The organism is Streptomyces sp. NPDC059897, assembly GCF_042730865.1.
Classification (GTDB): domain Bacteria; phylum Actinomycetota; class Actinomycetes; order Streptomycetales; family Streptomycetaceae; genus Streptomyces.
In genome coordinates this window covers 53,712-76,921 of sequence record NZ_JBHWKQ010000024.1, presented here as the reverse complement: position 1 = coordinate 76,921, position 23,210 = coordinate 53,712, and the positions used below count along the sequence as shown (strand labels likewise).

Below are 23,210 nucleotides of genomic sequence, written 5' to 3'. Positions count from 1 at the left end.
GGCGAAAACGCCGGGAAGGTCAGAAGCGGCGCGTGATCAGCGCCCGCTTCACTTCCTGGATCGCCTTGGTGACCTCGATGCCACGCGGGCAGGCGTCCGTGCAGTTGAAGGTCGTGCGGCAACGCCACACACCGTCACGGTCGTTGAGGATCTCCAGGCGCTGCTCCCCGGCCTCGTCGCGCGAGTCGAAGATGAAGCGGTGGGCGTTCACGATGGCGGCAGGACCGAAGTACTGGCCGTCGTTCCAGAACACCGGGCAGGACGACGTGCACGCCGCGCACAGGATGCACTTGGTGGTGTCGTCGAAGCGGGCCCGGTCCTCGTCGGACTGGTGGCGCTCACGCGTCGGCTCGTTGCCCTTGGTGACGAGGAACGGCATGACGTCGCGGTACGCCTGGAAGAACGGGTCCATGTCGACCACGAGGTCCTTGAGGACCGTGAGGCCCTTGATGGCCTCGACCGTGATCGGCTTCTCCGGGTTGATGTCCTTCAGCAGCGTCTTGCAGGCCAGACGGTTCTTGCCGTTGATCCGCATCGCGTCGGACCCGCAGATGCCGTGCGCGCAGGAACGACGGAACGTCAGCGTGCCGTCCTGCTCCCACTTGATCTTGTGCAGCGCGTCGAGGACACGCTCCTTGGGGTCCATCTCCAGCTGGAAGTCCTGCCAGTTGGCCTCGTCGGAGACCTCGGAGTTGAACCGCCGCACGCGCAGCGTGATCGTGATGTTCGGGGTGTCGGCGAAGCCGGCCTCGGGCGCGCCCGCCGCTTCCGCCTTGTCCATGGTCGGGGTAGCCATCAGTACTTACGCTCCATCGGCTGGTAGCGGGTCTGGACGACCGGCTTGTAGTCGAGACGGATGGACTCGCTGCCGTCGTCGCCGACCTCGCGGTACGCCATGGTGTGGCGCATGAAGTTGACGTCGTCGCGGGTGGGGAAGTCCTCGCGGTAGTGACCGCCGCGGGACTCCTTGCGGGCCAGGGCGGAGGTCGCCATGACCTCGGCCAGGTCGAGCAGGTTGCCCAGCTCGATGGCCTCAAGGAGGTCCGTGTTGAACCGCTTGCCCTTGTCCTGGACGGACACGTTCTTGTAGCGGGCGCGCAGTTCGGCGATCTTCTCGACGGCCGTCTTGATCGTCTGCTCGGTGCGGAACACCATCACGTTGGCGTCCATGCACTCCTGCAGCTCGCCCCGGATCACCGCGACGCTCTCGGTGCCCTGCGAGTCGCGCAGCCGCTCGACGAGCTCCTCGACCATCGTGGCCGGGTCCTCCGGCAGCTCGACGAACTCGGTCTTGTGCGCGTACTCGGCGGCCGCGATGCCCGCACGACGCCCGAAGACGTTGATGTCGAGCAGCGAGTTGGTGCCCAGGCGGTTGGCGCCGTGCACCGAGACGCAGGCGACCTCACCGGCGGCGTACAGGCCCGGGACGACGGTGGTGTTGTCCGCCAGGACCTCACCCTCGACGTTCGTCGGGATGCCGCCCATGGCGTAGTGCGCGGTCGGCTGGATCGGGATCGGGTCCGTGTAGGGCTCGATGCCGAGGTACGTGCGCGCGAACTCGGTGATGTCCGGGAGCTTCGCGTCGAGCTGCTCCGGCGGCAGGTGCGTGAGGTCCAGGTACACGTGGTCACCGGCGGGACCGCAGCCGCGGCCCTCACGGATCTCCGTGTAGATGGAGCGCGAGACGACGTCACGGGACGCGAGGTCCTTCATGACCGGCGCGTACTTCTCCATGAAGCGCTCGCCGTCCTTGTTGCGGAGGATGCCGCCCTCACCGCGGGCGCCCTCCGTGAGAAGGATGCCCATGCGCCAGATGCCGGTCGGGTGGAACTGGAAGAACTCCATGTCCTCCAGCGGGATCCCGCGCCGGTAGCACGCCGCCTGGCCGTCACCGGTCAGGGTGTGTGCGTTCGACGTCACCTTGAAGAACTTGCCGGTGCCGCCCGACGCGTAGATGACCGACTTCGCCTGGAAGACGTGGATCTCGCCGGTGGCCAGCTCGTAGGCGACCACACCGGCGGACTTCTTGACGCCGTCTTCCTCGACGATCAGCTGGTCCAGGACGTAGAACTCGTTGAAGAACTCCACGCCCTCCTTCACGCAGTTCTGGTACAGCGTCTGAAGGATCATGTGGCCCGTGCGGTCCGCGGCGTAGCAGGACCGGCGGACCGGGGCCTCGCCGTGGTTGCGGGAGTGGCCGCCGAAGCGGCGCTGGTCGATGGTGCCGTTCGGGGTGCGGTTGAACGGCAGGCCCATCTTCTCCAGGTCGAGGACCGAGTCGATGGCCTCCTTCGCCAGGATCTCCGCGGCGTCCTGGTCGACCAGGTAGTCGCCGCCCTTGATCGTGTCGAAGGTGTGCCACTCCCAGTTGTCCTCCTCCACGTTCGCCAGCGCGGCGGCCATGCCGCCCTGCGCGGCGCCCGTGTGGGACCTGGTGGGGTAGAGCTTGGTCAGCACGGCGGTGCGGCTGCGCTTCGTCGACTCGATGGCCGCGCGCATGCCGGCGCCGCCGGCGCCGACGATGACGGTGTCGTACTTGTGAATCTTCACGGTTTCGCTCGCCTCGGCTTTAACGGATGTTGGGGTCGAAGGTGAAGATCACCAGCGTGCCCAGCAGGACGGTGAAGACCGTCGCGGCGTACAGCAGGCCCTTCAGCCACATACGGGTGTTGGGGCGCTCGGCGTAGTCGTTGATGACGGTACGCAGGCCGTTGGCGCCGTGCAGCATCGCGAGCCACAGCATCAGCAGGTCCCAGCCCTGCCAGAACGGGGACGCCCAGCGGCCCGCGACGAACGCGAAGCCGATCTTGGAGACGCCGCCGTCGAGGACGAGCTGGATCAGCAGGTGGCCGAGGACCAGGACGACGAGGACGACACCCGACAGGCGCATGAACAGCCATGCGGCCATCTCGAAGTTGCCGCGCGTGGTGCGCGGGGTCTTCGAGGTGCGCTTGCGCGGGGGCTCGATGTACGGGGCCGGGTTGTCGACGTCGTAGAGCGAGACGCCCTCGACGGGACCGACGCCGGACTGTGCGGGGGTGGTGTCAGCAGACATGTCTGGCCTCAGCTCCCGAAGACTGCGCGGACGGCGTGGCCGAGGACGGGGTACAGGGCCCCGACCATGAGGACGATCCAGATGCCCATGACGGTCCAGAGCATCTGCTTCTGGTAGCGCGGGCCCTTCGACCAGAAGTCGACGGCGATCACACGCAGGCCGTTGAGCGCGTGGAACAGGATCGCGGCCACGAGGCCGTATTCCAGAAGCGCGACGAGCGGCGTCTTATAGGTGGCCACGACGTCGTCGTACGCCTCGGGCGAGACGCGGACGAGAGCGGTGTCGAGGACGTGCACGAACAGGAAGAAGAAAATGAGGACACCGGTGACTCGATGAGCCACCCACGACCACATGCCTTCCCGGCCGCGGTACAGCGTTCCAGCCGGCACGGAAGAACCCTCCGGGAGCGGGGACTAGAGCCGCGCCGGCTTCAGTGTCGGGCGGGCCCGGCCGGGTACGGTCCACCGGCCGCTCGTCATCGTATCGACGAGTTGTCGGAACACTCGCACGGGGGCCTTATGTGTGATCAAACAGGCAATCAAACAGGCACGTACGGGCTATTGGTGCCGGTTTCCCGGCCGGTTTCGCGGGCGGTTTCCGTGCGGGCCAGCCGGGCGAGCCGGCCGCGGGCGAGCCGGCGCAGCTCCTCGGCGGCCAGTTCCCGCTCGTGCACAGGGTCGTGGCCGAGCCGGGTGCGCAGGCCCGCGAGCAGGTGGTCGAGGGCCTCGTCGGGCGCGATGCCGTCCAGGCAGATCACGAAGGGGTGGCCGAAGCGGGTCTGGTACGCGCCGTGGGCCGCGACGAGCGCGGTGTTCGCGGCGGCGTACGCCGAGTAGCCCGAGTGCCCCGAGTAGGCGGCGGGGTCCCGCGGCAGCACCAGGTCCTCGCCGGTCAGCGCCTCGGTGACATCGGCGGGGGCGAGGTCGTACGCCGCCTCGTCCGCCGCGGCGAGCAGCGCCTCCACGTCCGGGTAGGGGCGGTGCGCGGCCACCCGGTGCGCCCAGGCCCGGCTGCGGCAGCACGTCAGCAGGGTCCGCTCGGCGGCCTCCTGCGGCAGCACGTTCAGTTGCGCCAGGAAAGCGGGGTCCCCGGGTGCCGTGGCCTGGGCCGGTATGGGCAGGCGGCCGGGAGTCTGGAGGGGGCTCAGCGGGGGCCTCCGGCAGGGGCGGGTGGGGTGGGTGTGGCGCAAACGTTAGCCAGAGCTTGTCGTGAGTGTCCGGTGGATGTGTGAAATTCACTCGGACGGCGTGTTTGCGTGTGGTGGGTGACGGTGCGCACCAGTGCCGGTGTTTGTGCTGTTCGCTGTGCGGCTGTCCGACTCGTCGTCGTTGCGTTTGCGCAGTTCCCCGCGCCCCTGGAGGGACACCGTTACCGTCGGCAACGTACGTGTCCGGTCGACTTGGTTCAGCGAGGTACTTCGTGGAGAAGGAGCGGAAAGCTCTTGTGGTCGTCGCCGTCGGGGTCGCGCTGGTCGCGGTCGTGGGGTGTTCGAGCGGTGGCGGGTCGGCTCCGTCCGACGGGAAGTCGGCGACGACCTCGGCGCCCTCGCCGACCCGTTCGTACCCGCTGTCCAAGCCCGCGCACACGATCCCCGAGGTGCGCGACTTCACGCCCGCGCACGGGCCCGGCTGGAAGCCGGACGGCGGCAAGGTCGTCGTGAAGGACGGCGAACTGGCCGAAGAGGGGCGCCTCCTCGCCGAAGAGCTGGACCTGAAGTACGCGGGGTCGGGCGACGCGGGGCCCGGCGACGTCGAGCTGGCGATCGGCGGGAAGCGCGGCGCGAACCCGGAGTCGTACCGGATGGCCGTCGAGGGCGGCACCGTGCGGATCACCGGGCCGAGCGACACCGGCGTCTACTACGGGACGCGCACCCTCAAGCAGGAGGTGCACGACGGGGCGAAGGCGCCGGAGGGCGTCACCGCCGACGAGCCCGCCAAGGCGCAGCGCGGATTCAACCTGGACATCGCGCGCAAGCACTTCACGGCCGACTGGATCAAGGACCGGATCCGGGACATCGGCGACCTCAAGTACAACCAGCTGGGGCTGCACTTCTCCGACGACCAGTCCTTCCGGATCGCCTCCGACTCGCACCCGGAGGTCGTCTCCGACGAGCACCTGAGCAAGGCGCAGGTGAAGGACATCCTGAAGCTCGCCGCCGAGCGGCACATCACGGTCGTGCCGGAGATCGACTCGCCGGGGCACCTGGGCGCGGTGATCGCCGCGCACCCCGACCTCCAGCTGCGCGACGCGAGCGGGGTGGCGGCGCGCGGCGCCGTCGACATCTCGAAGCCGGGTGCCGCGCGGATCGTCGACGATCTGCTGAAGGAGTACGCGAAGCTGTTCAAGGGTGCGTACTGGCATCTGGGCGCCGACGAGTACCGGGCGCTGATGAGCGAGAACCCCGAGGCCTCCTACCCGCAGCTCGCCGCCGCGGCCCGTGAGAAGTACGGGGCGAACGCGAAGGTCCAGGACCTCGCGCAGGGCTGGCTCAACGACCGGGCAAAGACCATGGCGCCCTATGACCGGAACCTGAAGGCCTGGAACGACGGTTTCTACAAGGGCGGGGTCGTCGACGCCGACAAGGGCATCGAGGTCGCGTACTGGACCGGCAAGGAGATCGGGGCGCGCGAGCCGCTCGAGTATCTGGACGAGGGCCGGAAGGTGACGAACTACAACGACGAGTACCTGTACTACGTCCTCGGGCAGCCCAACACCTTCGTCTATCCGACCGGTGAGCGGATCTACGAGAGCTGGACGCCGCGCGTGCTGCGCAAGACGAGCCCGGTGCCCGCGAAGTACGACGACCAGATCCTCGGCGGCTCGTTCGCCGTGTGGTGCGACCTCTCCGGGGCGCAGACGCCGGAGCAGGTCGCCAAGGGCATCCGGATGCCGCTGCGGGCGACCGTGCAGAAGCTGTGGGACCCGAAGGAGCCGGAGCTGAGCTGGCCGAAGTTCGTCGACCTGGCCGACAAGCTGGACGGCTGAGCGCCGCGATCCGCCGTTCTGGTGGCGAACTCCCTTGTGCCTGTGGTCTATTCGGCCGCAGGTACGAAGTTTGTGACGTACACCGGGACGGGGGGAACGGGCATGGGTTACTGGGGCTACTACGTGGTCGCCAGAAGCGATCGGCCGCTGGACAAGTGCGAGGCCCTGGTCGGGGTGCGCGAGGAGCTGACGCTCCTGGAGGAGCGGTCCGGCGGCTGGCAGGTGTGGGAGTGCCCCGGCGGCGGCGAGCAGGCCCGGGACGTGGGCAGCATGAACGCGCTGGCGGCGGAGACCGGGGCGCCCGCCCTGTTCGGCTACGTCATGGACTCGGCCTGCGCGGTCGTCGAGGCGGCGGGCCCCGGGAGCGGCGCCTGGACGGCGTGCCTGGGGCGGTCCGCGATGACCGGGTACATAGGCGGGGACGAACGCGCCCTGGAGGACTACTTCCTGCCGCCCGGCGACGCCGCCGAGCGGGCCGTCGGCTGGGCCGCCGAGTGCGGCCGCGAGGTGCCCCTGGCGCCGCTCGACGAGGTGCTGCGCGCGGCCGCCGAGCCCTCGGCGGAGGAGCTGTTCTTCCGCTTCCTCGACCGTCTCGGCGTACAGGGACAGTGACGTTCTGTGCTGCGCGGGCGCAGTTGCTTGCGTAGGTGCCAAGGGGAATTCCTGGGTCCGCGTCCGGAGGAGCGTTACGTCCATGAGCCTGGTGGAACTGATCGCGCAGGCCGATGAACGAGGCCTGGCCACGAGCGGGCTCGGCTGCCTCGACCGGTGTGTGCCGCTGCTCGGCGTCGGCGGGCCCGGCGATCCGGAGGAGGACGTGCTGCGCCCGCTGTGGGCGAGCCTCGCGGAGGACGGCGCGGACTGGGGCGCGCGGCTCGTCGCGGCGCGCGACGCGCTGAGCGGTGCCGCGGGCGAGGGCGAGGCGGCGGAGCTGGTGCGGCGGATGCTGGGGGCCGCGCCGGAGCGGGCGGTGGCCGACGCGTGGCGGGAGTGGGCGGACGCCTGCTCGGTGGCCGCGCTCCAGGTGCACCGGATGCTCGATGTGGCTCAGGACCGGGCGGCCAGCGTGAGCGTCCGCCGGGAGGGCCGCACCGAGGGGATGTCACCGTTGGTCGCGGCCGAACTGCGCCGCCAGACCCAGATCCTGGAGCTGCTCGCGGGCGGCGGCGCGGGCGGCCTCCGGCAGGCCCTGGTCGTCTCGACGGAGGGGCGCAGGGTGCTGCGGGCGGTCGTCTCGCGGCGCGCGCGGGGCCGCGGCTGACGCGGCGCCGGTGTCCGACGGCGCAACGGAAAAGGCCGTGGGGGACTGAACGGCCCCCACGGCCCTCACCGGTACAACTGGCGTCCTACGGAGCCAGGTTGGTCCCGATGCGCGCGGTCGCAGAGGTGCCGAGCGTGGTCTTCGTGAAGGTCTTGGTCGAGGTCAGACCCAGACCGCTGGAGTTGCTCGGTACGTACGTCAGGTTGCCCTCGCCCGCGTTCTCGCCCGCCGTGCCGAGCACCAGGTCGGCCCGCCCGTACCCGGAGAGGTCGGTCAGGGCGACCGCCGAGCCCAGGTTGTCGTTCGACTCGGTGGAGCCGGGGACGCCGGCCGTGTCCTGTGTGACGGAGAGTGCGCCGGTTCCGGTGATCCCGGTCGAAGTCCCCTTCAGCAGGATCGAGTTGCCCGCGTTGGAGCGGTTCGAGGTGCGGGTGATGTCCTCGTTCGGGGCGCCCGCGAGCACGTCCGCGTAGCCGTCGAGGTTGTAGTCGCCGACCGCGACCGAGGCGCCCATCGCGTCGCCGGACTCGGCGGCGCCGGGGACGCCCGACGTGTTCTGGTGGACGGTCTTGACGCCCGTGGTGGTCAGCCCGCCCGCGGTCGTGGACGTGGGCAGCGAGCCCTTGACGAAGGTGACCTGGCCGCCCGCCGCCGCGCCGGACTCGGCGGTGTACGGCTGGCCGATGGCGATGTCGTCGATGCCGTCGCCGTTGATGTCGCCCGCGCCGATGGAGCGGCCGCCCTTGAGGGACAGCGTCGCGGCCTTGCGCAGGCCGCCGGAGCCGCCCTTGTACCAGACGACCTTGCCGATGCCCGCGCCGTCGCGGTAGTTGAGCGCGACGTCCGCGTAGCCGTCCCGGTTGAAGTCGCCGGACGCGGCGTCCGCGTTGGACAGGTTGTCCTCGGAGGTGGTGATCGCGGAGTCGGTGTCCCAGTCGTCGCCGTAGCGGGCGCTCCAGGTGCCGCCGGTGCCGGTGGAGGCGGCGAACACGTCGGCCTTGCCGTCCGCGTCGAAGTCGCCGACGGCCACCGCCGAGCCGAACTTGGCGTTGGTCAGCTCGTAGCTGCCGTCCATGTTGACGCCGGTGCCGGTGGTGAAGTCCGGGCCGTTCAGGATCGTGTACGCGCCCCGGTTGGAGTGGCCGGCCGTGTCGTCCTCGCCGGGCTGGCCGACGACGATGTCGGTGTGGCCGTCGCCGTTGATGTCGCCGGTGGCCGTGGCGGCGCCGAACTCGTCGCCGCTCTCGGCCGCGCCGGGCACGTCACCGGTCGACTGCGAGATCAGCTTCTTGCCGGTGGTCGTGGGGCCGTCGATGCTGCCGGGCACGAGGGCGATCTGGCCGCCGCTCGACCCCTTCGGCAGGCCCGCGACGATGTCGTCGGTGGCGTCGCCGATCACGTTCTGGGACGCCAGGGCGTGCGAGACGCCGGGCGCGGCGGCCTGCGTCGCGACGCGGCTCAGCTTCGGGTACAGGTTCGCGCCGGGGCACGCGGTGGCGTTGGTGTCCTTGTGGCCGAAGACGCGGGGGAGCGTGACGGCGGAGTCCTTGGGGACCTTGTTGCCGTCGGTGCCGAGGTCGCCGTTGGACGTCAGCGTCACCTTGTCGGTCGCCGTGAGGCCGTACTGGCCGAACTTCCAGGCGACGACGCGGGAGATGGAGTCGAGCGCGGCCTTCGTGGGCTTCGCCGACTCGAAGTTGCCGATGTACGAGATGCCGACGGTGTCCGTGTTGAAGCCGTAGTTGTGGGCCCCGTGCACCGGCAGGTCCATGCCACCGGTGCGGCCCTCGAATATCTGGCCGCAGCGGTCGACCACGAAGTTGTAGCCGATGTCGTAGTAGCCCTTGCCGACGTGGTCCTGCTGGATCTCGCGGAGCCGCTGGGCGCTCTGCGCGCAGGGCACCTGGTTGTCCGAGTCGACGCCGGTGTGGTGCACGACGGCGGCCTTGATGTCCGTGTCGTACACGGGAGTTCCGTCGTGCGGGAGGCCGGGGCCCCACACCGACTGCGGGATGATCGACGGCTTCACGACCGTGGAGGGGCGGGCCTCGGGCGGCGTCTCGTCGGAGGTGAACGCGGCGGGCTCGGTGGCGCCCTCGCGGGTGCCGGTGCCCGGGTCGATCAGCTTGACGTCCATCCCGGACGGCAGGTCGGCGGCCTTGCCGTCGGCGTCGACGACCCGTACCTCGACGCCGTTCGAGGCGTTCTGGGTCGACACGGACGCGGTGCCGCCGCGGATGTCGGTGCCCTCGCGCTCGGCGCCGTCCGCGTCGTTGGTCTCCTTCGGCAGGGTGGTCCAGGAGCCCCAGGCGCCGGACGCCGCGTCCCGCGCCCGGAACTGGGCGGTGCCGTCGATCCCGTCCTTCGGGTTCTGCCACGTCACGGACACGGCGCTGAACGGCTTCGTCGACTTCTGCGGAACGACCTTGCGGTCCGCCTTCGTCTCCAGAGCCAACGTGTGCACGGCAGCCGCCCGGTACGCGGCGGCCGGGGCCGCGTCGGTGCCGGGATCGGCCATCGCGTACGACACGACTCCGGCGCCGCCGACCACGACCGCCCCCATCGTGATCCACGCTCTCCGCTTGAGACTCAGCGGCTTGTACGCGTGCGATCTGCGCGCGTCCGCCGCTTGTTCTCGCGAATGTCGCGGGCTCAATTGCCCCACCCCTTGATGAAGTTCACATGGACCCCGCGTGACACGCGGGTAGATGCTCTATCCAGCGAACGACTGTCGAAAAGCGTCACGGGTTGCACAGGTGTGTCGTACGTCACCGAGTCGGCTCCTGTGACGTTTTCGTGGAGGGCGGCGCTGATCCGGTCAGGGGGTGACCGGTTGGGCCAGGGAGGGGAGTCCCGGCGTGCGCAGGCGCACGACGGGGAGCTGGGCGCGGCCGTCGCGCGGGCCCAGGAGGGCGACGAGGCCGCCTTCGCCGTCGCCTACCGGCTCGTACAGCCGGGGCTGCTCGGCTATCTGCGCGGGCTCGTGGGCGACGAGGCGGAGGACGTCGCCTCCGACGCGTGGCTGGAGATCGCCAGGGACCTCGGCAGGTTCCGGGGCGACGGGGCCGGGTTCCGCGGCTGGACCGCGACCATCGCCCGGCACCGCGCGCTGGATCTGCTGCGCCGTCAGAAGGTGCGGCCGAGGCAGTCCGCCCTGGAGCAGGACGTGCTGGAACTGCCCGGCCGGCAGGACACCGAGGAGCAGGCCCTGGAGGCGCTCTCCACCGAGCGGGCGCTGGCGCTGCTCGACCAGCTGCCGCCCGACCAGCGGGAGGCCGTGCTGTTGCGGGTCGTCGTGGGGCTCGACGCGCCCGCCGCCGCGCGGGTCCTCGGTAAGCGGCCGGGAGCCGTGCGCACGGCCGCGTACCGGGGCCTGAGGCGGCTCGCCCGGCGGCTCGGGGGCGGTGAAGCGGGCGGGCGTCCGGTGTGACGGATCGGCGGGCGCGCACGCTGGGGGAGGCGAGATGACTGCGAATTCCTCGCCGCCGGTCGAACCCGGCGACGAAGCCGACGGAGCGGGCCGCGCCGCCGGCCGGCCCTCGGCCGGCGCGCTGCTCGCCGACGCCGTGCGCGGTGGCGGGCGGCCCCCGGGGGCCGAGGACGAGCGGCGGGCGCTCGCCGCGTACCGGGAGGCCCGCGACGCGGGGGCGCTCACCGCGGCGCCCCGCCGCCGCGACGACTGGCGCCCGGGCAGGCGGTGGACGGGGTGGCCGGTGCGGGCGGCGGCCCACACCACGCGGGAGCAGGGCGACAGGCCCTAGCGAACCGGTCCGGAAAAGCGGGACGGCCGAGGTCGCCACCCCCCACAGGAGAGACCCCGGCCGCCGCGCGTCACGGGTCGCGAGCGGCCCGTATTTATCTCAGCGCCGCCGGTGCGTTTTCTGTCACACCGCCCTGTGGCACCGTTGGTTGCCGGTTGTACGAACATGGACGCGAGGACGTTTCAGGCCGTAGCGTTCGGATTCGCGCCGAGCGCGCACCCGTATCGACGGCGCACACGGCTTCACGGCCAGGGCAGGGCAGGGGCAGGGAGTGCTGGGGGACGACGCGGAGCTGACCGCCGCGGTGCTTGCGGCGCGGGACGGGAGCGAGGCCGCTTTCCGGACCGTGTACCGCGCCGTGCACCCCCGGCTGCTCGGATACGTGCGCACGCTGGTCGGCGACCCGGACGCGGAGGACGTCGCGTCGGAGGCCTGGCTGCAGATAGCCCGCGACCTCGAGCGCTTCGAGGGCGATGCCGACCGGTTCCGCGGCTGGGCCGCCCGGATCGCCCGCAACCGCGCGCTCGACCACATACGCATGCGGGGACGCCGGCCGGCCGTCGGCGGCGACGAGACCGAGCTCACCGGCAGGCCCGCCCTCTCCGACACCGCCGACGAGGCCATGGAGTCCCTGGCCACCGGCAGCGCCATGGCGCTCATCTCCAAGCTCCCGCAGGACCAGGCCGAGGCCGTCGTGCTGCGCGTCGTCGTCGGGCTCGACGCGAAGAGTGCCGCGCAGACCCTCGGCAAACGGCCCGGCGCGGTCCGCACCGCCGCGCACCGCGGCCTGAAGCGGCTGGCCGAACTGCTCGGCGCCGCCGATTCTCAGGCGGCCGGGAGCTCCGCCGACTCCCTCGAAGCGGTACCGACTCCACGGCGTGACCGCACCCGCACGGCGACGTCCGCAGGTGTGACGCATTCGCGTTCGCGGACGCAGAAGGACATGTGATGGCCGACGAGCACGACAAGTGGCTTAACCGCGACGCGGCGGACCGCCTGCTGCGCGGAGAGGCCCCGGCCGTCTCCGGAGACGACGCCCGGCGGGCCGATCGGCTGTCCTCCGCGCTGTACGCGCTGGCCGAGGTGCCGGCCGGTCCCGAAGGTGAACTTCCGGGCGAGGACGCCGCGTTGAAGGCGTTCCGCGAGACGCGCGCCGTCACAGCTGTGAACGGCGCTGTGAACGAGGCCGCGAGCGGCCCGGTGCGCCCCGGCCGCGCCCGGCGTGCCGCCCGGCCCGCCCCGAAGGCCGCACGGCGGCCGCGCTGGGGGCGTCCCGCGCGGCTGGGAGCGGTCGCCGCGTTCGCCGCCTGCATGGTCGGCGGGGTCGCGGTCGCCGCGGGGACCGGGGTGCTGCCCTCGCCGTTCCGCGGGTCCGACGATCCGGCGCCCGCCGCGTCCGTGTCCGCCGCCGCGAGCCCCGACAGGCCGCTGGCCTCTGCCTCCGCGGGGGTCACTGAGGACGGCCACGCCGTGCCGAAGCCGACGGAGTCGTCCGGCCCGCCCGGCGGCGGCTCCGCCTCGGGCCCCCCGCCCCGCGACCGCAGCGCGGGCGAACCGCCCGACGGCCGCACCTCCCAGCACCCCAGGCCGGACGCGAGCGCGGCCGAAGGCGCGAAGGCGCAGGCCCGCAAGCTCGTCGAGACCTGCCGCAAGTACCGGGGCGGGGAGTCCGGCGCCGCGGACGTACAGCGCCTGGAGGCGTCCGCGAAGGCCCTCGGGCAGGACACGCGGAGCCTCGGCCGCTTCTGCGACCGCGTCCTCGCCCGGTCCGGCGCACCCACCTCGTCGGCCGACAGGACCGCCTCGCACGACACGGGCGACAAGAGCGGTTCGGGAAGCAAGACCGCGTCGTCGGACGACGGCGGCGGCTCGGGCGGCAAGGGCGACGGCAAGGGCGACGCCGAGAACGACGACGAGGACGGGGACCGGGCCGCCGGTGCGAGCCCCAGTGCGAGTCCCAGCGTGAGCCCCAGTGCGAGTCTCAGCCCCGACGCCGCCCCGAGCGCGACCCTCGACAACGGCGTGACCGCGACTCCGACGCCGTGACCTGCGGAAACGTAACGGGTCAAAAAGGTTGCTCTCCAGGTGTGACGTTTCTGGACACCGCGGCGCAGTAATGAGTGAGCCGACTGGTCATCGGCCGTGCACGAGCCCGGGTTCCCCCCGTACCTGGTGCTCAGTGCCACCGGCGCGGGTGGGACACGTTCCCCCGGTCCCACCCGCGCCCTTCACACCTCACCCGCGCGCCCTCACCAGTGGACGACGACCTTGTCGCCGTTGCGCACCTGCGCGAACAGCCGCGCGATCGTCCGCTCGTCCTTGACGTTCACACAGCCGTGCGAGGCCCCGGCATAGCCGCGCGCCGCGAAGTCCGTCGAGTAGTGCACCGCCTGGCCGCCGCTGAAGAACATCGCGTACGGCATCGGGGTGTCGTAGAGCGTCGAGACGTGGTGCCGGGACTTGAAGTCGACGTGGAAGACGCCCTCGCGGGTCGGCGTGTACTGGGAGCCGAACCGCACCTCCGTCGTCAGGACGCGCCTGCCGTCCACCATCCACGACAGCGTGCGGCTGGTCTTGCTGATGCACAGCACCCGCCCCTTCATGCAGCGCGGATCCGGCTCCGCCGGGGTCTGCCCGCCGAACTGGTACAGCTCCCACTTGCCCGGCTCGTGCGTCATGTTCAGCAGGCGCCGCCACGTCACGGTGTCCGTCTCACCCGTGCGCGGAAGGCCGCGCTTGCCCTGGAACCCCTTGACCGCGTCGGCGGTCAGGTCGTCGTAAGTGCCCGTGGGCCCGTTGTAGAGCCACGCCACCTGGCGCAGCCGGGCCTGGAGCTCCCGCACGTCCTTGGAGCTGTCGCCGGGGGCGAGGAGGACCTTGGGGGAGGGGCTCGGGGAGGCGGAGGCGGCGGGCTTGTCGCCCCCGGCCGGCTTGTCGTCCCCGGAAGGCGTCGGCGCGGTCGACGACGGCGAGGACCGCGCGGAGGTGCCGTGCTCCACCGCCTGGGCCGTGCACCCGCCGACCAGGGCCAGCACCCCGGTGACCGCGATCGATGAACGTAGGACAGCTGTCCGCATGACGTCCCCCCGCCTGCCGCGCCGCTCTCTCGTGTCACGACAGATGCTGCCCGCGTCCCGACGGGCTCGAACTCGGTGTGCCCCCAACGTGATGACGAGGGGCAAACGCGGGAAAGTCTGTGAGCAAGGTCCCAGCGCGGGGCTCTCCACTGGCCGCACGCCCGCCGCTACAGTCCGTCGCGAGGGTCGTTCACTACTGGCAAGTAACAGCAATTCACGGCAAGCATCGGCAAGTCATCGCTGGAGGCACAACCATGGCGCGCGAATCCGAGTCCGGACTGCCCATCGAGCCGGTCTACGGCCCGGCGGCTCTGGAGGGCTGGGACCCGGATCAGAAGCTGGGCGAACCGGGCGCATACCCCTTCACGCGCGGTGTCTACCCGACGATGTACACGGGCCGCCCGTGGACGATGCGGCAGTACGCCGGGTTCGGCACGGCCACCGAGTCGAACGCCCGCTACAAGCAGCTCATCGAGAACGGCACGATGGGCCTGTCCGTCGCCTTCGACCTGCCGACCCAGATGGGCCACGACTCCGACGCCCCGATCGCCTCCGGCGAGGTCGGCAAGGTCGGCGTCGCGATCGACTCCATCGACGACATGCGCGTCCTGTTCGACGGCATCCCGCTGGAGAAGGTCTCCACGTCGATGACGATCAACGCCCCGGCCGCGCTGCTGCTCCTCATGTACCAACTCGTGGGCGAGGAGCAGGGGGTGCCGGCGGACAAGCTCACCGGCACCATCCAGAACGACGTGCTCAAGGAGTACATCGCCCGTGGCACGTACATCTTCCCGCCCAAGCCCTCGCTGCGTCTGATCGCGGACATCTTCAAGTACTGCAAGGCCGAGATCCCGAAGTGGAACACCATCTCGATCTCCGGCTACCACATGGCCGAGGCCGGGGCCTCGCCCGCGCAGGAGATCGCGTTCACGCTCGCCGACGGCATCGAGTACGTCCGCACGGCCGTCGCGGCCGGCATGGACGTCGACGACTTCGCGCCGCGCCTGTCGTTCTTCTTCGTCGCCCGTACGACGATCCTGGAGGAGGTCGCCAAGTTCCGTGCGGCGCGCAGGATCTGGGCGAAGGTGATGAAGGAGGAGTTCGGCGCCAAGAACCCCAAGTCGCTGATGCTCCGCTTCCACACGCAGACGGCGGGTGTGCAGCTCACGGCCCAGCAGCCCGAGGTGAACCTGGTGCGCGTCGCGGTCCAGGGCCTCGGCGCGGTCCTCGGCGGCACGCAGTCGCTGCACACGAACTCCTTCGACGAGGCCATCGCGCTCCCGACCGACAAGTCGGCGCGGCTCGCCCTGCGTACGCAGCAGGTCCTCGCGTACGAGACGGATGTGACGGCCACCGTCGACCCGTTCGCCGGGTCGTACGTCGTCGAGAGCATGACGGACGACGTGGAGGCCGCGGCCCTCGAACTCATGGACAAGGTCGAGGAGTTGGGCGGCGCGGTCAACGCGATCGAGCACGGCTTCCAGAAGAGCGAGATCGAGCGCTCCGCCTACAGCATCGCGCAGGAGACCGACTCCGGTGAGCGCGTCGTGGTCGGCGTCAACCGCTACCAGCTCGACGGCGAGGAGCCCTACGAGCCGCACCGCGTCGACCCGGCCATCGAGGCCCAGCAGGCCGAGCGGCTCGCGAAGCTGCGGGCCGGGCGGGACCAGGCGGCGGTGGACGCGGCGCTCGCCGAGCTGAAGAAGGCGGCGGAGGGCGAGGACAACGTCCTCTACCCGATGAAGGACGCGCTGCGGGCGCGGGCGACGGTGGGCGAGGTGTGCGACGCGCTCCGCGGGGTGTGGGGGGCGTACGTTCCGTCGGAGACGTTCTGACGGTTTCGCTGCGACGGGGCTGAGCTCTCGGGGCTCCGCCCCGGACCCCGCTGCTCAATCGCCGCAGGGGCTTGAATTACCGGCGCCCGCCGCCGAAGTCTCGACAAATCAAGCCCCGCCGGCGATTGAGGCGCGGGGTCCGGGGCAGAGCCCCGTGGCGGGGGATCGTCCGACGCTGAGTGTCCGGTATCCGGGACCCACGCACGGCCCGCCGGAGGGCCGTGCGACACTCCCGACATGCTGGGTGTCATCGATCTTCCGACCTATCTCGCGGGCCTCGCCCTCATCATCCTCCTGCCGGGGCCGAACTCGCTGTACGTGCTCTCCGTCGGCGCCCGCCGCGGCATACGCACCGGCTACAAGGCGGCCGCGGGCGTGTGGTGCGGCGACACCGTCCTGATGACCCTCTCGGCCGCCGGGGTCGCCTCCCTGCTCCAGGCCAACGCGCTGATCTTCGGGATCGTGAAGTACGCGGGCGCCGGCTATCTGACCTGGCTCGCCATCGGCATGATGCGCGCCGCGTGGAGCATGTGGCGCACCCGCAAGGAGCGGCTCGCGGCGGAGAGCGGCGCCGCGGAGGAGGAGCCCGCGCAGGAGCGGCCGTTCCGCCGCGCCTTCGTGATCAGCCTGCTCAACCCGAAGGCGATCCTGTTCTTCATCGCCTTCTTCGTGCAGTTCGTCGACCCGACCTACGCGTACCCCGCCCTGTCCTTCGTGGTGCTCGGCGCCTTCGCGCAGGCGGCCAGCGTGCTCTACCTCTCCGCGCTGATCTTCAGCGGCATGAAGCTGTCCGCCGCCTTCCGCCGCCGCAGGCGCCTGTCCGCGGGTGCGACCTCGGCGGCCGGGGTGCTGTTCCTCGGCTTCGCGGTGAAGCTCTCGCTGTCCAGCGTGTAGCACCCCGGCGGGCGGCGCCCTACGTCGCGTGCGGGCGCTGGTTCAGAGACCTGCGCAGCAGCGGCGTCGCCCACTTCTCGACGTAACGGTTCAGCAGCCAGGCGAGCACCAGCATCAGGGCGATCGTCGTCCCGAAGGTGGCCCACGACGGCAGGCCCACGCGACGGTGCAGGGCCGCGACGGCCACCCAGCCCAGGTGCTCGTGGACCAGGTAGAACGGGTAGGTGAGGGCGCCGGCGACCGTCAGCCAGCGCCACTTCGCCCAGCTCGTCCAGCCGAGCGCGATCGCCGCCACCGCCGCGAAGCCGAGCGTGATCACCACGACGATCCCGAACGACGAGCGGTAGGAGAAGAAGTCCGGGTTCGGCGCGTGCCACGTCCGGTCGACCGCGAAGTGCTGCCCGATCAGCCAGCTCACCGCGACGATGCCCCACGCCGTGACGTCGTGGCGGTTGCGGTGCACCAGGTACAGGCCGATGCCGCCGATGAAGAACGGCGCGTACTCCGGCATCAGGACGAGCGTCGCGAGCGGCTCTCCGGAGCCCTCCGCGAGGACCGCCGCCAGCGTCCACACCGCGCAGAACAGCACCACCCGGTGCCGCGTCGCGCCCGGCAGCACGACGCAGAGCGCGAACAGAGCGTAGAAGCGCAGCTCCGCCCAGAGCGTCCAGCACACGCCGAGGACCCGGTCGACGCCGAGCGGCTGCTGCAGCATGGTCAGGTTCACGAGCGCGTCGCTCGGCGACACCGCCTTGTACGCCACGACCGGCAGCGCGAAGACGGCCGTCACCAGGACGATCGCCACCCAGTACGAGGGGAGGAGACGTGCGGCGCGCGAGGCGAAGAACGAGCGCAGGGGTCTGCCCCAGCCGCTCATGCAGATCACGAAGCCGCTGATCACGAAGAAGATCTGCACGCCGAGACAGCCGTACGCGAACCAGCCGTGCAGCGTGGGGAACTGGTCCTGCGGCGACGACCCCCAGGCCTGCGAGATCTCGCCGTCCCGGCCTCCGTAGTGGTACGCCGCGACCATCAGCGCGGCGACCAGCCGCAGCCCGTCCAGGGCGTACAGGCGGGCCGGGTGGCGCGTGGGCGCCGCCTTCGGCTGCTGTCCGGTCTGTGGCGCGGGGAGCGGGGGCAGCGTCGTGCCGGGAGCCGTCATCCGAGGGCCCGCTTCAGGGAGCGGGCGCGCTTGGCGACCCTGCGCACCGTCGCGTTGCGCGGGATGAAGGCGAACTGGGCGGGGAGCGCGCCGGGCAGGGCGAGGGAGGTCAGCCGGCGCCGCTTGAAGTAGCGCCAGGTGCGGTCGTCGAGGCGCGTCGCGAGATAGCGCTCGGCGGGGCGACGGAGCTCCGGGTAGATCTTGGCCTGCATGGCGTAGCCGACCGCGCGCAGCAGCTCGTCCAGCTCGCCGACGGGCAGCGGCTGTTCCTGCGCCTCGACGGCCGTGCGGTCGGTCAGGTCGGGCAGCAGCGCGTCGACGATGGTGACCGGCACCCGGTTGCTGTTCTGGTACGGCGTGAGGCGGTCCAGGAGCGTCGCCGTGCCGATGCGGGCCACCGGGATGCCGTACAGGGCGCTCGCGGTGAGCAGCGCCGTGGAGAAGCAGCCGACGACGAGGACCGGGCGCATCCGCTGGTAGAGGACCTCGGCGAGGACGGGCGTCTCCAGGACGGTCAGCTCGACGCCGAGGCGTTCCGCCTCCTTCTCCAGGACGCGCGACCAGCGGGCCGGGGCGGTGGGGTGCGGCTTGAACACCACGTGCTTGTGGCCGAGTTGGGCGGCGCCGCGCATCATCCGGACGTGCAGGTCCTCCTCCTCCTCGGCGCTGAGGATGTTGAGGGCGGAGAGGTACTGGCCGAGGAGGAGCGCCGGTTCGCCGGGCAGGCGCGGCAGTTCGCCCGCCGCGTCGCACAGGTCGGCGAGCACCTTGAGGAAGACCTCGGTGGGGACGACCTCGGGCTCGACGCCGAACTCCGTGAGCAGCAGCGGCTTCAGGCCCGGCACCAGGTCGAGGTGGAGCAGCCGGCGCACCCGGGTGCCGATCAGCGGGTCGATCTTGTTGCGGGTCGGGCCGTAGCTCATCAGGCCGTCCGCGTACACGTCGACCGGGGCGCCCGTGAAGATCTGCGCGACGGCCATCGCCGGGTTGACCTGGATGGACTCCACGGCCAGCTCGACGTTGTCGTCGCCGAGGCCCCACGTGAGCCGCAAGTAGCGTTCCCACAGCGGGATGTCGTCGGCGCGCGGCGACCAGCTGCCGGGATGGAAGGGGGCGATCGCCTCGTTCCACGACAGGACGCCGTCGAAGCGGTCCCGCAGCTGTTCGAAGCCGGGCATCTCGTCGACGGCGGGGGTGGTCTCGGGCGTCGCCGCGTTGTTGGCGATCAGCAGCAGCGTGCGGTCCACCGGGGCGAACCGGTCCGCGTCGAGGGCCGCCGCGAGGGTCGCGGCGCCGTACAGGGTCGAGGCCAGCAGGATGCGGGTCGTCATGCCGTGACCTCCGCGCTGACCGGGCGGCGGCGGAGCCGGCGCAGGCGCGTCGCCCGCTGGGTGTCCATCGAGTCGAGCGCGTCGTCGAGCACGCCCTGCGGCATGCGCTTGAGCGCGGCCGCGCTGAGCGACTTCAATGTGCGGGCCACGGGTGGTTCGAACCTTTCGATGGATCCCAAGTGGTGGGAAATGATGGCGCAGTACGTGCGCACGGCCTTCGGGAGAAGCAGCTCCGCATCCCGGTCCTGGGCCGTTTCCCGGACGACCTGGTCGAAAGCCCGGATGAAATCGAGCTGCCGTACGTCGCCGATCTGGGTGAGCGAGGACGAGACGCCGCGGCGATAGAAAACGCCCAGGGTGCTGACCGCCGCAAAGGATTTCGCCTCGCGGTGCAGCCGCCAGACCCACGGCCTGTCCTCCGCCGTGCGAAGGCCGTCGGTGAAGTGCAGCAGGCCTTCGTCGGCGAGCCGCCGGTGGTACATGCCGGCCCACGCGAAGGCGTAGTCGACGGCGGTCGAGCGGTCGGCGGGCAGGATCGCCGCGCGCGGGTCCATGACGACGTCGCGCAGGCCGTGCGGGAAACGGTGCACCGAGCGGGCCCGCGCCGTGCACTGGACGTGGTCCGTGCGCACGAAGTCGCATCCCAGGCCCTCTATGGCGGCGAGCAGCTTGCTGTAGTAACCCGGGGCGAGCCAGTCGTCGCCGTCCAGGAAGGCGAGGTATTCGCCGCGGGCCCTGTCGAGTCCGGTGTTGCGGGCGGTCGCGAGTCCTCCGTTCCGTTCGTGTCGCACGACGACCGCGCCGGGCAGCTCGCGCTCGGCGCGCGCGAGAATGTCCGGTGTCTCGTCCTTGGAGCAGTCGTCGACGAGAATGAATTCGAAGTCGTCGCGTGCGTTCGCTCGCAGACTTCTGAGGGTGTCGGGCGCGTATTGCTGCACGTTGTAGAACGGCACGATGACGGAGAGCTTGACCACGACGGTGACGTTAGGGCGCGGCCCGGCATTCGTCTTGACCGGTGGCTTGATGTCAGGTGAACGAAGCGTGGCGGGACCGTGAACCGGCCCTGGCGCAGGCTTTTTCCGGGGCCGATTCGCCATTCGTCGGTGTGCTGTTAACCGTTTGTTGCATTCTGGTTGGGCCGCGGCTCGGAATTGCTTCCTAAGTTTTCCATCGTGCCAGTAAGGAACGAAAAGCAGCTCAGGGTCGCCGTGCTCGCGGACTCCGACACCCGGTGGAAATGGGGGTCGCTCACCGCCTCCCGCATCGCCCCCGAAGGCGTCGCCCTCGACGGTTATCTGCTGCGCGGCCGAGCCACCCCGACCCCGCGCCAGCTCCGCGAGATCGGCGTCCGCGCCGACAGCCTGCGCGAGGTCACGGCCGTCGAGTTCCTGCGGGAGATGAAGTCCGCAGCCTACGACGTGGTGCTGCTCGCCCTCGTCGGCGGGGGCGTCCAGGCCGTCCTGCACGGCCTCGCCCACGCCTGGCGGGACGCGGAGCGCCGCCCCGTCGTCGTCACCGGCTACGTCGGCGTCGTCTACGAGAAGCTCGCCGACGGCCTCCTGCTGCGGCACGGCGCCGACGTGGTGCTCGCCAACTCCGGCTACGACGCGGAGCGTTTCCGCGCCGTGTACGAGGGGGTGGGCGCGGACGCCTCCGCGGTCACCGAGTGCGCGCTGCCGTTCCTCGGCGGCGAGCCCTACGCCGGTGAACGCGAGCCGTACACGGTGACCTTCGCGGCGCAGCCCTCCGTGCCGGACACGGCGGCCGACCGCGGCTACCTGCTCGACCGCCTCGTCCGGCACGCCGCGTCGCACCCCGAGCGCGAGGTGCTGCTCAAGCTGCGCAGCAAGCCCGGCGAGCACACCACGCACATCGAGGAGATCCCGTACCAGAAGCTCGCGCAGCGCCGCGAGCTGCCGGCCAACTTCCGGCTCGTGTACGGGAACATGGGCGAGGTCCTCGACCGCACCGACCTGCTCGTCACGGTCAGCTCCACCGCCGCCCTCGAGTCCCTGCACCGGCGCATCCCGACCGCGCTCCTCACCGACCTGGGCGTGCGCGAGGCACTCGGCAACCACCACTTCACCGGCTCCGGCTGCCTCGCCTCCTGGGACCAGCTCGACGCGGGACTGCGGCCCGAACCGGAACCCGGCTGGCTGGCCCGCCAGGGCGTCGCCGCGGACGGGGCGTACGAGAGCGCCTTCGACGGCGCGCGGGCCAGGGTCGCCGAGCTGCTCGCCAAGGACCGGGCCCCGCTGGCGCCCTACTACAACCGCACCACCGCCCCCGGCTACCTGCCGCGCATCCTCGCCCGCCACCACCTCGCGCCCGACGGCTCCCCGCTGCCCGGCGCGCCCGCCGGCGACCGGGAGCCGGGCCCGGTGCGGCAGGTCGTGCGCCGGGCCGCCCGCGGCGCCTACCGGCACGGGGTGCAGCGCGTCGCCCCCGTGATCCGGCGGATGGGGGAGCTGTGACCCCGCCTCTGAGGAATGACCGACTCCCTGAAGGAGAAGCGCACATGACCGACCTCGAGACGGTCCCGGCCGCTCCGGAGGCGGGCCTCGCAGCCCCCGTCCGACGCGTCCTCGCCGTGATCCCCGCCCGCGGCGGCTCCAAGGGCGTCCCGGCGAAGAACCTGGCCCCGGTCGGCGGCGTGCCGCTGGTGGCCCGCGCCGTGCGCGAGTGCCTCGCCACCCGGCAGGTCACCGACGTCGTGGTCTCCACCGACGACGCGGCCATCGCCGCCGCGGCGCGGGACGCGGGCGCCGAGGTCGTGACCCGGCCCGTCGCCATCGCGGGCGACAAGTCCAGCTCCGAGGCCGCCGTGCTGCACGCCATGGACGCGCACGAGGCGCTGCACGGCGCGGCCGTCGACGTGGTGCTGCTCGTCCAGTGCACGAGCCCCTTCCTCGTACGGGAGGACATCGACGCGGTGGTCGGCGCGATCCTCGACAAGGGGGCCGACAGCGCGCTGACGGTGGCGCCCTTCCACGGGTTCGTGTGGCGCCACGAGGACGATGAGCCGCGCCCGGCCACCGTGCACACCGCGGCCGCCGAGGCGGGCGGCGTCGCCGTCCTCGCCGACCGGCAGACCACGACCGGCGGCGGCTACGGCGTCAACCACGACAAGTCGCAGCGCCAGATGCGCCAGGACCGCCCCCAGGACCTCCTGGAGACCGGCGCCGTCTACGGCATGGAGACCGGCGGGTTCCGCCGCCACGAGCACCGCTTCTTCGGCCGCACGGAACTCGTGCGCACCGACCCCGCGCGGGTCCTGGAGATCGACGACCCGCACGACCTGGCCCGCGCCCGCGCGCTGGCCCCCCTCTTCGACCAGCAGTCCGTCCTCCCGTCCAGGGAGGACGTCGACGCGGTCGTCCTCGACTTCGACGGCACCCAGACCGACGACAAGGTGCTGATCGACTCCGACGGACGGGAGTCCGTCACCGTGCACCGCGGTGACGGACTCGGCATCGCGGCCCTCCGCAGGAGCGGCCTCGAACTGCTGATCCTGTCCACGGAGGTGAACCCGGTCGTCGCCGCCCGGGCCCGGAAGCTCAAGATCCCGGTCCTGCACGGCATCGACCGCAAGGACCTCGCACTCAAGCAGTGGTGCGAGGAGCAGGGCATCGCGCCCGAGCGCGTGCTCTACGTCGGCAACGACGTCAACGACCTCCCGTGCTTCGCCCTCGCGGGCTGGCCCGTGGCGGTCGCCAGTGCCCATGACGTCGTGCGCGGCGCCGCACGCGCCGTCACCACCGTCCCCGGAGGCGAAGGCGCGATCCGAGAGATCGCCAGCTGGATCCTCGGCCCTTCTCTCGACTCCCTCGAAAAGTAAGGAACGTACCC

Annotated in this window: 20 protein-coding genes and 1 pseudogene; 11 read left to right on the top strand and 10 right to left on the bottom strand. The window is 71.4% G+C overall.

All coding sequences use genetic code 11. The features are described 5' to 3' along the window. Positions 1-19: 19 nt before the first annotated feature. From ACFV9W_RS25045 to ACFV9W_RS25025, 5 genes are all read right to left on the bottom strand, one after another. Positions 20-796, bottom strand: coding sequence for a succinate dehydrogenase iron-sulfur subunit (locus ACFV9W_RS25045; protein WP_385764595.1), 777 nt, complete (start codon positions 794-796; stop codon positions 20-22). Beyond that, positions 796-2,550 (bottom strand): succinate dehydrogenase flavoprotein subunit, encoded by a 1,755-nt coding sequence (gene sdhA / locus ACFV9W_RS25040; protein ID WP_385764593.1) that lies wholly within the window; start codon positions 2,548-2,550, stop codon positions 796-798. Before sdhA ends, ACFV9W_RS25045 begins: the two co-directional genes overlap by 1 nt. 19 nt (positions 2,551-2,569) lie before the next feature. Further along, complete coding sequence (locus tag ACFV9W_RS25035; protein WP_385764591.1) at positions 2,570-3,055, bottom strand: succinate dehydrogenase hydrophobic membrane anchor subunit; 486 nt, start codon at positions 3,053-3,055, stop codon at positions 2,570-2,572. A gap of 8 nt (positions 3,056-3,063) precedes the next feature. Beyond that, a complete protein-coding gene (gene sdhC, locus ACFV9W_RS25030) occupies positions 3,064-3,444 on the bottom strand; it encodes a succinate dehydrogenase, cytochrome b556 subunit (protein WP_385764589.1) in 381 nt (126 codons plus the stop codon). A gap of 149 nt (positions 3,445-3,593) precedes the next feature. After that, positions 3,594-4,202 (bottom strand): 2-oxo-4-hydroxy-4-carboxy-5-ureidoimidazoline decarboxylase, encoded by a 609-nt coding sequence (locus ACFV9W_RS25025; RefSeq protein WP_385764687.1) that lies wholly within the window; start codon positions 4,200-4,202, stop codon positions 3,594-3,596. Positions 4,203-4,498: 296 nt separating this feature from the next. Here ACFV9W_RS25025 and ACFV9W_RS25020 point away from each other — a divergent pair, with 296 nt between their 5' ends. The 3 genes from ACFV9W_RS25020 (at position 4,499) to ACFV9W_RS25010 (ending at position 7,301) form a co-directional block, all read left to right on the top strand. Next, complete coding sequence (locus ACFV9W_RS25020; RefSeq protein WP_385764587.1) at positions 4,499-6,040, top strand: glycoside hydrolase family 20 protein; 1,542 nt, start codon at positions 4,499-4,501, stop codon at positions 6,038-6,040. A gap of 102 nt (positions 6,041-6,142) precedes the next feature. Then, positions 6,143-6,652 carry a hypothetical protein gene (locus ACFV9W_RS25015; RefSeq protein ID WP_385764585.1) on the top strand — a complete coding sequence of 170 codons (510 nt, stop codon included), beginning with the start codon at positions 6,143-6,145 and terminating at the stop codon, positions 6,650-6,652. Positions 6,653-6,734: 82 nt separating this feature from the next. Next, positions 6,735-7,301, top strand: coding sequence for a hypothetical protein (locus ACFV9W_RS25010; protein ID WP_385764583.1), 567 nt, complete (start codon positions 6,735-6,737; stop codon positions 7,299-7,301). 85 nt (positions 7,302-7,386) lie between these two features. On the opposite strand, the gene ACFV9W_RS25005 is transcribed toward ACFV9W_RS25010, so the two are convergent. Further along, positions 7,387-9,864: an N-acetylmuramoyl-L-alanine amidase gene (locus ACFV9W_RS25005; protein WP_385764581.1), complete on the bottom strand. Its 2,478-nt coding sequence runs from the start codon at positions 9,862-9,864 to the stop codon at positions 7,387-7,389. A gap of 270 nt (positions 9,865-10,134) precedes the next feature. Between ACFV9W_RS25005 and ACFV9W_RS25000 the strand changes: the two are divergent. The 4 genes and pseudogenes from ACFV9W_RS25000 (at position 10,135) to ACFV9W_RS24985 (ending at position 13,108) form a co-directional block, all read left to right on the top strand. After that, positions 10,135-10,769, top strand: a pseudogene (locus ACFV9W_RS25000) (RNA polymerase sigma factor). Next, positions 10,766-11,062, top strand: a complete 297-nt coding sequence (locus tag ACFV9W_RS24995) for a hypothetical protein (protein WP_385764579.1) — start codon at positions 10,766-10,768, stop codon at positions 11,060-11,062. Before ACFV9W_RS25000 ends, ACFV9W_RS24995 begins: the two are co-directional and overlap by 4 nt. 271 nt (positions 11,063-11,333) lie before the next feature. Then, the gene (locus ACFV9W_RS24990) at positions 11,334-12,011 is read left to right on the top strand and encodes an RNA polymerase sigma factor (protein ID WP_385764577.1); all 678 of its coding nucleotides are present in this window, start codon (positions 11,334-11,336) and stop codon (positions 12,009-12,011) included. Continuing rightward, positions 12,011-13,108: a hypothetical protein gene (locus tag ACFV9W_RS24985; protein ID WP_385764575.1), complete on the top strand. Its 1,098-nt coding sequence runs from the start codon at positions 12,011-12,013 to the stop codon at positions 13,106-13,108. The genes ACFV9W_RS24990 and ACFV9W_RS24985 overlap by 1 nt, the downstream gene beginning before the upstream one ends. A 203-nt stretch (positions 13,109-13,311) precedes the next feature. Here ACFV9W_RS24985 and ACFV9W_RS24980 read toward each other — a convergent pair whose 3' ends face one another. Then, positions 13,312-14,139, bottom strand: coding sequence for a L,D-transpeptidase family protein (locus ACFV9W_RS24980; protein ID WP_385764573.1), 828 nt, complete (start codon positions 14,137-14,139; stop codon positions 13,312-13,314). A gap of 254 nt (positions 14,140-14,393) precedes the next feature. Between ACFV9W_RS24980 and ACFV9W_RS24975 the strand changes: the two genes are divergently transcribed. Next, positions 14,394-15,974 (top strand): methylmalonyl-CoA mutase, encoded by a 1,581-nt coding sequence (locus ACFV9W_RS24975; protein WP_385764571.1) that lies wholly within the window; start codon positions 14,394-14,396, stop codon positions 15,972-15,974. Between the two features lie 237 nt (positions 15,975-16,211). Next, positions 16,212-16,868 carry a leucine efflux protein LeuE gene (gene leuE, locus ACFV9W_RS24970; protein ID WP_385764569.1) on the top strand — a complete coding sequence of 219 codons (657 nt, stop codon included), beginning with the start codon at positions 16,212-16,214 and terminating at the stop codon, positions 16,866-16,868. A 19-nt stretch (positions 16,869-16,887) separates the two neighbouring features. On the opposite strand, the gene ACFV9W_RS24965 is transcribed toward leuE, so the two are convergent. Genes ACFV9W_RS24965 through ACFV9W_RS24955 form a run of 3 tightly spaced genes read right to left on the bottom strand, consistent with a single transcriptional unit; the run spans position 16,888 to position 20,335 of the window. After that, positions 16,888-18,030, bottom strand: coding sequence for an acyltransferase family protein (locus ACFV9W_RS24965; protein WP_385764567.1), 1,143 nt, complete (start codon positions 18,028-18,030; stop codon positions 16,888-16,890). Beyond that, positions 18,027-19,361, bottom strand: a complete 1,335-nt coding sequence (locus ACFV9W_RS24960; RefSeq protein ID WP_385764565.1) for a polysialyltransferase family glycosyltransferase — start codon at positions 19,359-19,361, stop codon at positions 18,027-18,029. The genes ACFV9W_RS24965 and ACFV9W_RS24960 overlap by 4 nt, the downstream gene beginning before the upstream one ends. Then, positions 19,358-20,335 (bottom strand): glycosyltransferase family 2 protein, encoded by a 978-nt coding sequence (locus ACFV9W_RS24955; RefSeq protein WP_385764563.1) that lies wholly within the window; start codon positions 20,333-20,335, stop codon positions 19,358-19,360. Before ACFV9W_RS24955 ends, ACFV9W_RS24960 begins: the two co-directional genes overlap by 4 nt. A 198-nt stretch (positions 20,336-20,533) precedes the next feature. On the opposite strand from ACFV9W_RS24955, the gene ACFV9W_RS24950 reads away from it, so the two are divergent. Together ACFV9W_RS24950 and ACFV9W_RS24945 are read left to right on the top strand one after the other, a co-directional pair. Beyond that, positions 20,534-21,835 (top strand): DUF6716 putative glycosyltransferase, encoded by a 1,302-nt coding sequence (locus tag ACFV9W_RS24950; RefSeq protein WP_385764561.1) that lies wholly within the window; start codon positions 20,534-20,536, stop codon positions 21,833-21,835. A gap of 44 nt (positions 21,836-21,879) precedes the next feature. Beyond that, complete coding sequence (locus tag ACFV9W_RS24945; RefSeq protein ID WP_385764559.1) at positions 21,880-23,199, top strand: cytidylyltransferase domain-containing protein; 1,320 nt, start codon at positions 21,880-21,882, stop codon at positions 23,197-23,199. Positions 23,200-23,210 lie beyond the last annotated feature (11 nt).

What these genes read in the sequence shown, in the direction of transcription:
- ACFV9W_RS25005 (WP_385764581.1), bottom strand. Translation starts at nt 9,864, where the DNA reads ATGGGGGCGGTCGTGGTCGGCGGCGCCGGAGTCGTGTCGTACGCGATG.
- ACFV9W_RS25010 (WP_385764583.1), top strand. Translation starts at nt 6,735, where the DNA reads ATGAGCCTGGTGGAACTGATCGCGCAGGCCGATGAACGAGGCCTGGCC.
- ACFV9W_RS25015 (WP_385764585.1), top strand. Translation starts at nt 6,143, where the DNA reads ATGGGTTACTGGGGCTACTACGTGGTCGCCAGAAGCGATCGGCCGCTG.
- ACFV9W_RS24975 (WP_385764571.1), top strand. Translation starts at nt 14,394, where the DNA reads ATGGCGCGCGAATCCGAGTCCGGACTGCCCATCGAGCCGGTCTACGGC.
- ACFV9W_RS24985 (WP_385764575.1), top strand. Translation starts at nt 12,011, where the DNA reads ATGGCCGACGAGCACGACAAGTGGCTTAACCGCGACGCGGCGGACCGC.
- ACFV9W_RS24945 (WP_385764559.1), top strand. Translation starts at nt 21,880, where the DNA reads ATGACCGACCTCGAGACGGTCCCGGCCGCTCCGGAGGCGGGCCTCGCA.
- ACFV9W_RS24980 (WP_385764573.1), bottom strand. Translation starts at nt 14,139, where the DNA reads ATGCGGACAGCTGTCCTACGTTCATCGATCGCGGTCACCGGGGTGCTG.
- leuE (WP_385764569.1), top strand. Translation starts at nt 16,212, where the DNA reads ATGCTGGGTGTCATCGATCTTCCGACCTATCTCGCGGGCCTCGCCCTC.
- ACFV9W_RS24995 (WP_385764579.1), top strand. Translation starts at nt 10,766, where the DNA reads ATGACTGCGAATTCCTCGCCGCCGGTCGAACCCGGCGACGAAGCCGAC.
- ACFV9W_RS25035 (WP_385764591.1), bottom strand. Translation starts at nt 3,055, where the DNA reads ATGTCTGCTGACACCACCCCCGCACAGTCCGGCGTCGGTCCCGTCGAG.
- ACFV9W_RS25045 (WP_385764595.1), bottom strand. Translation starts at nt 796, where the DNA reads ATGGCTACCCCGACCATGGACAAGGCGGAAGCGGCGGGCGCGCCCGAG.
- ACFV9W_RS24965 (WP_385764567.1), bottom strand. Translation starts at nt 18,030, where the DNA reads ATGACGGCTCCCGGCACGACGCTGCCCCCGCTCCCCGCGCCACAGACC.
- ACFV9W_RS24960 (WP_385764565.1), bottom strand. Translation starts at nt 19,361, where the DNA reads ATGACGACCCGCATCCTGCTGGCCTCGACCCTGTACGGCGCCGCGACC.